This is a genomic window from Allofournierella massiliensis, assembly GCF_004345265.1.
Classification (GTDB): domain Bacteria; phylum Bacillota; class Clostridia; order Oscillospirales; family Ruminococcaceae; genus Allofournierella; species Allofournierella massiliensis.
The window spans coordinates 1-8,057 of the sequence record NZ_SLUM01000055.1 but is presented as its reverse complement, the minus strand read 5'-3'; the positions used below and the strand labels follow the sequence as shown (position 1 = coordinate 8,057).

The following is an 8,057-nucleotide window of genomic DNA, read 5'->3' as shown; positions in this document are numbered from 1 at the left end:
TTGGCCGACCCATTCGTGGCCCCTTGAGGGGCGTTGTCTGTATTATGCCCTTCTAGGGCTTACTCAAGCCCCCGGCTTTGCCGGGGGTCCTGACTTTCCTTCAAGCCGCAAATACGGATTATACATCCTGCAGCTCGTTCCGGCTGGCCGCCTTCAGATAGGCGTTGATAAAGCCATCCAGATCGCCGTCCATCACGGCCTGCACGTTGCCGCTCTCGTAGCCGGTGCGGTGGTCCTTGACCATGGTGTAGGGCATGAACACATAGCTGCGGATCTGGTGGCCCCAGGCGATCTCCTTCTGGACGCCCTTGATGTCGCTGATCTTGTCCAGATGCTCCTGCTCCTTGATCTGATACAGCTTGGAAGCCAGCATCTTCATGGCAGTGTCGCGGTTCTGGAACTGGCTGCGTTCGGTCTGGCAGCTCACCACAATGCCGGTGGGCTTATGGATCAGACGCACCGCAGAGGAGGTCTTGTTGATGTGCTGACCGCCGGCGCCGGAGGAACGGAACACCTGCATCTCCACATCCTCGGGGCGGATTTCCACCTGAATGCTGTCGTCCATCTCGGGCATTACTTCCAGAGAAGCAAAGCTGGTCTGGCGGCGGCTCTGGCTGTCGAAGGGCGAAACACGCACCAGACGATGCACGCCGTTCTCGCTCTTCAGCATACCGTAAGCGTTGGGGCCCTCCACCAGAATGGAGGCGCTCTTCAGGCCGGCCTCGTCGCCGTCCTGATAGTCCAGGGTGGAAACCTTGTAGCCATGCGCCACACCCCAGCGGTTGTACATGCGGAACAGCATGTCGGCCCAGTCCTGTGCCTCGGTGCCGCCGGTACCCGCGTGGAAGGTGAGGATGGCGTTGTTCTTATCGTATTCACCGCTGAGCAGGGTGATCATCTGCAGCTCGTCCACCGCATGGGCCACTGCCTCCACGGCGCTCTCGGCCTCGGGAATCAGATCCGGGTCGTTCTCCTCCTCGCACAGCAGCAGCATGGTCTCGGCGTCATCATACAGACCCTTCAGCTTGGTGTAGCGCTCCAGCTTGCCCTTCAGCGAGCTCATCTCGGCAAACACCTTCTGGCTGGCCTCGGTATCGTCGTAGAAGCCGGGCATGGTCATCTTGTGCTCCAGCTCCGCCACGCGCTTCTCGCTGGCAGCGATGGCAAGGGCGTCGCCCAGTTCGTCCACCGCATTTTTGTGGGCGCCCATCTGCATCTTCAACTCGTCGATCGTGATCATATAGGAAAAACCTCTCTGTTATAGATTTGAACAAAATTATACAGTTAACAGTATAGCGAAAAACCCTGTCAAAAGCAAGGGGGAAGCCGCTTTGCCCCGGGATTTTTGTTTTGCAATTTGCCGGGATTTGCGTTAGAATAGGGATACATGTATTTTTCCCCATCTGGGAGGTTCATTCTTATGTCTAATTATACCGGCTGCAAGTGCCCTGTGTGCCAGCAGCCCTTCACCGAAACCGACGATATCGTGGTCTGCCCCGAGTGCGGCGCGCCCTACCACCGGGCCTGCTACCAGAAGCAGGGTGGCTGTGTATACGAGTCCAAACATGGCACCGGCTTTGAATGGAAACCGGACCCGGCTGCCAGCCAGGCCGCTGAAGCAGGCCGTGCAGATTCCACCCGCTATTCCGACCCGCAGCTGGCCTGCCCGGTATGCGGTGCACCCAATCCGGCCACCGGCCTGTTCTGCGAAAACTGTGGCGCACCGTTGCGGGGAGCTCCCCAGCGGCCCGGCCAGACCCCGCCGCCCTATGGCTATGGCAATGGCCAGACTCCGCCCCAGTACGGTCCCGGTTCCGGTCAAATTCCTCCGCAGTATGGCCCCGGTTCCGGCGGGCAGGATCCTTTTGCCGCCCGGGAGCCGGACTATTCCAACCCCTTTGGTGCATTCCAGGCGAACTTTATGCCCGGCGGCCTGCGGGTGGATCCGGAAGAGGAACTGGAAGGTGTGAAAGCCCGTGACTGGGCGTCCTATCTGGGCAAAAACGCCGCCTACTATCTGACCAATTTCAAGGCAATGCAGGCCACTGGCCGTAAGGTTTCGGCCTCCTTTGCCGCCTTCTTCTTCGGCCCCTTCTACTTCTTCTATCGCAAAATGTGGACCGAAGGACTGGTGCTTCTGGCCATCAATGCAGTGCTTCGCATTCCCATTGTACTGCAGCTTATGGCTTATGCAGGCCATCCCATGGCAGCTGCCATTCCGGAGCAGCCCCTGAACGTTCTTCTGGCCGTATGCAGCACACTGAACATTGTGCTGATGTTCCTGCAGGGCATGTTTGCCCTGTGGCTTTACCGTCGGCGGGGTGCCGCAAACATCCGCCGGGTGCTGGAATCCCAGCCTACGGATCCCACTGCAGCATTGGCCAAAGCGGGTGGTGTGAGCGTATCGGGTGCGGTAATCAGTGTGGTCGCCTGCATTGTGGTGATCTATGCAATTTCCATGTTTGCCCTTTGGCCGGTGCTCACCACCATGATTTAATTGCTGACCATAAAAATCCCCTGCAGAAGCTGTGTGCGGCCTTGCGCGGGGATTTTTATTGTGCACGGATAATAAGAAAGCGCCCGTTCCAGTCAATCGGAACGGGCGCTTTTGCTTACTTTTGGGTTATTTCCATAGCCGATTCAATGAAACGGCATCAGGCAGCAGAAGTCTCGCTGTTTTTGCGGGCGGCCGCATAGGCACGCAGCGAGTTGATCACAATGGTCAGGCCCAGAGCAATGAGCAGCACGGCCAGAATCAGCTGCAGACCCTCCACCAGGAAAGTGGCGCTGCCTGCCTGATACGCATTGATCAGAGCGATGAGCCGCTGCACCAGAGCGGTGAAGGTAACGCAGAGCATAATGATCAGCGGCGGGAACAGCATCTTGTTGCTGCGGCCGGTAACCTTCAGGAACACACACAGGGTGACCAGCACCAGCGCGCTGAGCAGCTGGTTGGCGGAACCAAACAGGGGCCAGATGTTGGAGTAGCCGATGCGGGTGAGCACAAAGCCACCGGCCAGAGTGATGATGGTGGCAAAATAGGTGTTGCACAGCAGCTTGCGCCAGCCCTCGGCTTTGCTCATGTCATCCACACTGAACAGTTCCTGGAAGCTCATTCGGCCAATTCTCGCAACTGCGTCCAGACTGGTCAGCGCCAGAGCAGACACACACATGGTCATGAAGCACTGAGCCACATAAACGGGTACACCGAACATCTGGAAGAAACCGGCCACACCGTTGCTGAACACCTGGAAGGGCGTGCCGGCTGCAGGGGTGCCGTCCGCCGCGGCGGCAGCACCGGCCACACACAGGGCCAGAACAGCCAGCAGGCTTTCCAGTACCATGGCGCCGTAGCCTACCTTCAGCATGTCCTTCTCGTTGCTCACGGTCTTGGAGGAGGTACCGGAAGATACCAGGCTGTGGAAACCGGAAACCGCACCACAGGCCACGGTAACGAACAGGATCGGGAACAGGGTGCCCAGGCTGGCGTTGTTGAACCCGGTGTAAACAGGCAGATTCATGGCGGGATGTGCCACCAGCAGGCCCAGCACCGCACCGGCGATCATGCCGATGAACATAAAGGTGGTCATGTAGTCACGGGGCTGTTTCAGCAGCCACATGGGCAGCACCGCCGCAAAGAAGATATAAATAAAGGTGATGTAGACCCAGGCTTCTTTGCCCGCAATCAGAGGCATCGCCATGCCCAGCGCCAGAGCGGCTACGGTGCATACCAGCCCCACCGCGCCTTCTTTCCAGCCGGTAAAGGCAAACTTTTTCTGCAGCAGACCGAACACCATGGCAAACACGATAAACAGCAGACTGATGGTACCGGCTGCACCATTCACCTGAGCGGCTTCGGCCAGTACACCGGGCTCGGTGTAGGCATTGAAGGTACCAGCCACCATATCCGCGAAAGCGGCGATGACCAGCAGGGTGAACAGCCAGCAGAACAGCAGGAACAGCTTGCGGCCCAGCTTACCGATGTATTTTTCGATCAGCAGGCCCATGGAGCGGCCCTCATTCTTCACACTGGCATACAGTGCGCCGAAATCGGTAACAGCACCGAAGAAAATACCGCCCAGCAGGATCCACAGCAGCACGGGCAGCCAGCCGAAAGCAGCTGCCTGAATGGCGCCGGTAACCGGGCCGGCACCCGCAATGGAGGAAAACTGGTGGCTGAACACAGTCCAGCCGTCGGTGGGCACATAGTCTTTGCCGTCCTTATGGCGTACGGCGGGCGTCTCGGCCTTGGGATCAATGCCCCAGGTCTTGGCCAGCCAGCGGCCGTAAAGAGCATAGGCGGCCACAAGGCACACCGCAGCGATCAGCACGATGACAAGCGTATTCATGATTCGTTTCTCCCCTTCTATCAAGTGTCTGCCCACAGCACGTCCGCCCGCATTCGCACGTCGCCGTGGTAGTGATTTCTAAGTTTATTCAATTAAAGCACGGTTGTCAACGGGTTCATCCATTTTTTGGAGAAACGCCATTAGTTTTGCTCTTACAAACTTTTCTTATTGTCCATTTTGACAATAAGTTTTGTCTGCGTTTTCAACATAAAGGTTTTCATATAAAAAAGCCGGAGAAAATCTCCGGCTTTCGGCCTGTATCTGCAAAATACGGTTTATTGTTCCAGAAATCTGCTCAAAGCCCTTCCCAGCAGCCAGGAACCAGGCACAAGCAACACCGGCACCCCAAGTAAGGCAAACAGAAACAAAACATTTTCCCATGCAATTGGCTGCCCGCCACACAACAGGCCGACCAATGCCCAATAAATTCTCCAGAGCACCAGAAAACCTGCCGCATAAAGCAGCGCCATGAGCTTTTGTTTATTTACCTTCATTTATGGCCCGTGCCCCCTTTTCTTTTATCTGTTTTTATTGTATCATGGAAATCAGTTCGTTGTATCAGCGGCCGCCAGAAAAAAGCTGTTGTTTTTTCAAAAAACAGCTTGACACTGACGTCATGTGTTTGATATAATGAATTGCTGCCTTGTGAAGGGCAGTGATCCTTGCCCGGTTTTACCGGGCCATAAGTCCAAAAGGAGGTGCACAGAAATGGCAAAGTATGAGACCATGCTGGTTACCAGCGCTGCTCTCGATGAGGAGGCTTCCACCGCTCTGGTTGGCAAGTTCAAGAGCCTGATCGAGGCCAATGGTACCATCGATTCTGTTGACGATTGGGGCAAGCGCCGTCTGGCTTATCCCATCAACGACGAGGAAGAAGGCGTCTACACCGTGATTAAGTTCACCAGCGAGCCCTCTTTCCCCGCCGAGCTGGATCGCGTTTACAAGATCACCGATGGCGTACTGCGTACGATGATCGTGGCCGAGGCTGAATAAGGAGGCATTTTTCAATGCTGAATGTTGTAGCTTTGATGGGCCGGCTTGTGGCCGACCCTGAACTGCGCCACACCCCTCAGGGCGTTAGCGTGACCACCTTTACCATCGCCGTGGACCGCAGCTTTGTGCGGCAGGGCGAGCAGCGTCAGGCCGATTTCATCGACATCGTTGCCTGGCGTTCCACCGCTGAGTTCGTTTGCAAGTATTTCCAGAAGGGCTCCCTGATCGCCGTTGACGGCAGCATTCAGACCCGGAGCTATCAGGATAAGAACGGCAACAACCGCAAGGCGTTTGAGATCGTTGCAAACAACGTGAACTTCGCCGGCGGCAAGGGCGGCAGCGGAAACGGTAATGGCGGTGCTTACAGCAGCGCCCGCCCGGAATACACTCGCGAGGCTCCCATGGAGGCAGCCCCCACTTACTCCGCCGGCAGCAATGATGATTTTGCTGTGATCGACGAAGGCGAGGATCTTCCGTTCTAACATGAATCGATTCTAACAGGAGGTAACAAGCCATGGCTTTTGAGAGAACCGAAGGCCGTCCCCAGCGCCCCATGCGCCGCGGCCGTAAGAAGGTTTGCAGCTTTTGCGTAGACCGTGTTGAGCACATCGATTACAAGGATGTTGCCCGCCTGCGCAAGTACGTCAGCGAGCGTGCGAAGATCATTCCCCGCCGCGTGACCGGTACCTGCGCGTTCCATCAGCGTGAACTGACTGTCGCTATCAAGCGCGCCCGTCACGTTGCTCTGATGCCCTACGTGAGCGACTAATCGTTGCACCGAATCCCCTGCCCATCCGGGCAGGGGATTTTTTATTTCTGATACACAAAAAAGGCACGGCGTTCGCTGCTTGTTGCAGGAATGCCATGCCTTTTATTTGCTTTTCAGCGCCCTTTCTTACTGCCGATTCATCCAACCGGAGGAGTCGGGCTGGGAGCAGGCGTTTGAGTCGGGCTGGGGCTGGGTGTTGGTGCAGGCGACGGAGTGGGTACGGGAGTTGGATCCGGCACCTGCGGAATATCCCGTTCCTTGGCGATATACACGTTTACCGTGGTGGTTCCTGCATCAAGTTCCGTGCCCGCCTCCGGATCTGTATAAACCACACAGCCGCTGGCGTATTCGCCATTGTTATCGATCATGGAAAAGCTGGCCTTGATATGCATACGTTCCAGCTCCTGCTGTGCCGCATCCTGAGTAAAGCCCTTGATGTCCGGCATCTCCACCAATTCCGGCCCCATGCTCACCACAACACTGATGAGAGGTCGCTCTTCGCTGGTTTCGGTGCCCGCCTGAGGCGATTGCTCCAGAATGGTGCCTGCTTCATACTCCGAACTGTATTCCTGGGCCACCGCAATGAAACGGAATTGCGCCGTGTATTCCAGATCCGTCTGCACATCCTCATAAACAAGGCCCACCACATTGGGCACCGTAAGCACCTGAGGCGTACTTTGGCCGGAGGAGGATGTTGCCGCACTGCTGGAAACAGAAGGCGGAGCTTCCCGCCCCAGAATACTCCACATCAGCAGGAAAAACAACACCACAATCACCAGCAGTGAACCGGTGAGCAGGGTTCGAGTGCTGATGCTGATATGCTGTTCCCGCACCGCGCTGCGCTCCGGCTGGCGCTGGGGCGGAGTAATACTGTCTGCCGCTCGCTGGCTGGTGAGCGCCTCCATCAGTTCCGGCACATTCTGAATCCGGCTGCCCGGATCCATGCGCAGAGCTGCGGAAAGCACCACTGAAATATAGCCGGGAACCTCCGGCTCCAGCGCCCGGGCTGCCTGCAGGCTGTCGTTGACACGGCGCTGATTGGCAGGCACCGGAGCCTGCCCGGTAAGCAGCCGATAAAAGACCGCGGCAAGGCCGTACACATCGGTATAGCGGCCCTCGAATTCAGCAGCAGAATACTGTTCCGGCGCGGAATACCCGTCGTACAGCTGGCTTTTCAGCTCACTGCCCGCCGTTCTCAGGCCCAGCGTTGCATAGCCGCACAATCTGGCCTGCGCACCACCGGGGCTCAGAATGATATTATCCGGGCAGATGCCCCGGTGCACCAGCCCTGCCTTGTGCATGGTGGCCACACCTTCCATGATCGGCTGCAGCAGACTGCGCGCCTGGGCCGGATCCAGATTCTGGCTGTGTTCCGACAGATAACGGCTCAGGCTTTCGCCTTCCACCTGCTCCAATACAGCGTAAACGGTGTTGTTTTCCTCCACCACGTCCAGCACGGCGGCAAGACCGGTGGCTGGGGTGATGCGCTGAATGCTCCGGTACAGATCTGCAAAGTCCATCCGGGTGGTTTTGAACAGCACTTCCCTGCCCTCTTTCGGCATGACAAGACCGCTCTCATCCCGGCCAATGCTCAGGGTAACCGGATAGTATTCCTTTACCATCACCCGCACGCCGCCGGTGTTTTCCACCGCTTCGTACAGGATGCCTTCGCCATCCGTAGCCTGATGACGGCCAATGGTATACCGCTCCGCCAGCAGCGACGCAAAGGGCAGCGTGCCCGGAGGGTTCATATTGTTCAGTTCTTTGCCGCAGAAGGGGCAATCCGGCCGGCCCAGGTCCACCTTGGACAGGCAGTATGGGCAGAGAATGGTTTGACCCATGGGTCAGAAGCCTCCTATTACAATATATTTACGGTTTAAGGCACGGCAGCCAGCCGTGTCTTTTCCGTATCGTTGCCTAAGCTGTTAGAATGAGAGTGTCTTGGC

Annotated in this window: 8 protein-coding genes; 4 read left to right on the top strand and 4 right to left on the bottom strand. The window is 57.1% G+C overall.

The features are described from left to right. Window positions 1–118 precede the first annotated feature (118 nt). Window positions 119–1,240, bottom strand: a complete 1,122-nt coding sequence (gene prfB, locus EDD77_RS17540; protein ID WP_058966568.1) for a peptide chain release factor 2 — start codon at window positions 1,238–1,240, stop codon at window positions 119–121. Between the two features lie 180 nt (window positions 1,241–1,420). Here prfB and EDD77_RS17535 point away from each other — a divergent pair, with 180 nt between their 5' ends. Next, a complete protein-coding gene (locus EDD77_RS17535) occupies window positions 1,421–2,497 on the top strand; it encodes an RING finger protein (RefSeq protein WP_058966570.1) in 1,077 nt (358 codons plus the stop codon). Window positions 2,498–2,654: 157 nt separating this feature from the next. Here EDD77_RS17535 and EDD77_RS17530 read toward each other — a convergent pair whose 3' ends face one another. After that, window positions 2,655–4,349: a carbon starvation CstA family protein gene (locus EDD77_RS17530; protein ID WP_058966572.1), complete on the bottom strand. Its 1,695-nt coding sequence runs from the start codon at window positions 4,347–4,349 to the stop codon at window positions 2,655–2,657. Between the two features lie 275 nt (window positions 4,350–4,624). Continuing rightward, a complete protein-coding gene (locus EDD77_RS17525; RefSeq protein ID WP_058966574.1) occupies window positions 4,625–4,843 on the bottom strand; it encodes a hypothetical protein in 219 nt (72 codons plus the stop codon). 214 nt (window positions 4,844–5,057) lie between these two features. Between EDD77_RS17525 and rpsF the strand changes: the two genes are divergently transcribed. From rpsF to rpsR, 3 genes are read left to right on the top strand one after another with little or no spacing between them, the layout of a single operon-like run. Beyond that, a complete protein-coding gene (gene rpsF, locus EDD77_RS17520; protein WP_058966576.1) occupies window positions 5,058–5,342 on the top strand; it encodes a 30S ribosomal protein S6 in 285 nt (94 codons plus the stop codon). Between the two features lie 14 nt (window positions 5,343–5,356). After that, window positions 5,357–5,824 (top strand): single-stranded DNA-binding protein, encoded by a 468-nt coding sequence (locus tag EDD77_RS17515; RefSeq protein ID WP_058966578.1) that lies wholly within the window; start codon window positions 5,357–5,359, stop codon window positions 5,822–5,824. Window positions 5,825–5,856: 32 nt separating this feature from the next. Further along, window positions 5,857–6,111, top strand: a complete 255-nt coding sequence (gene rpsR / locus EDD77_RS17510; RefSeq protein ID WP_187120513.1) for a 30S ribosomal protein S18 — start codon at window positions 5,857–5,859, stop codon at window positions 6,109–6,111. Window positions 6,112–6,248: 137 nt separating this feature from the next. Here the strand turns inward: rpsR and EDD77_RS17505 are convergent, their stop codons facing one another. After that, complete coding sequence (locus tag EDD77_RS17505; protein ID WP_058966580.1) at window positions 6,249–7,952, bottom strand: PASTA domain-containing protein; 1,704 nt, start codon at window positions 7,950–7,952, stop codon at window positions 6,249–6,251. Window positions 7,953–8,057 lie beyond the last annotated feature (105 nt).

What these genes read in the sequence shown, in the direction of transcription:
- prfB (WP_058966568.1), bottom strand. Translation starts at nt 1,240, where the DNA reads ATGATCACGATCGACGAGTTGAAGATGCAGATGGGCGCCCACAAAAAT.
- EDD77_RS17535 (WP_058966570.1), top strand. Translation starts at nt 1,421, where the DNA reads ATGTCTAATTATACCGGCTGCAAGTGCCCTGTGTGCCAGCAGCCCTTC.
- EDD77_RS17530 (WP_058966572.1), bottom strand. Translation starts at nt 4,349, where the DNA reads ATGAATACGCTTGTCATCGTGCTGATCGCTGCGGTGTGCCTTGTGGCC.
- EDD77_RS17525 (WP_058966574.1), bottom strand. Translation starts at nt 4,843, where the DNA reads ATGAAGGTAAATAAACAAAAGCTCATGGCGCTGCTTTATGCGGCAGGT.
- rpsF (WP_058966576.1), top strand. Translation starts at nt 5,058, where the DNA reads ATGGCAAAGTATGAGACCATGCTGGTTACCAGCGCTGCTCTCGATGAG.
- EDD77_RS17515 (WP_058966578.1), top strand. Translation starts at nt 5,357, where the DNA reads ATGCTGAATGTTGTAGCTTTGATGGGCCGGCTTGTGGCCGACCCTGAA.
- rpsR (WP_187120513.1), top strand. Translation starts at nt 5,857, where the DNA reads ATGGCTTTTGAGAGAACCGAAGGCCGTCCCCAGCGCCCCATGCGCCGC.
- EDD77_RS17505 (WP_058966580.1), bottom strand. Translation starts at nt 7,952, where the DNA reads ATGGGTCAAACCATTCTCTGCCCATACTGCCTGTCCAAGGTGGACCTG.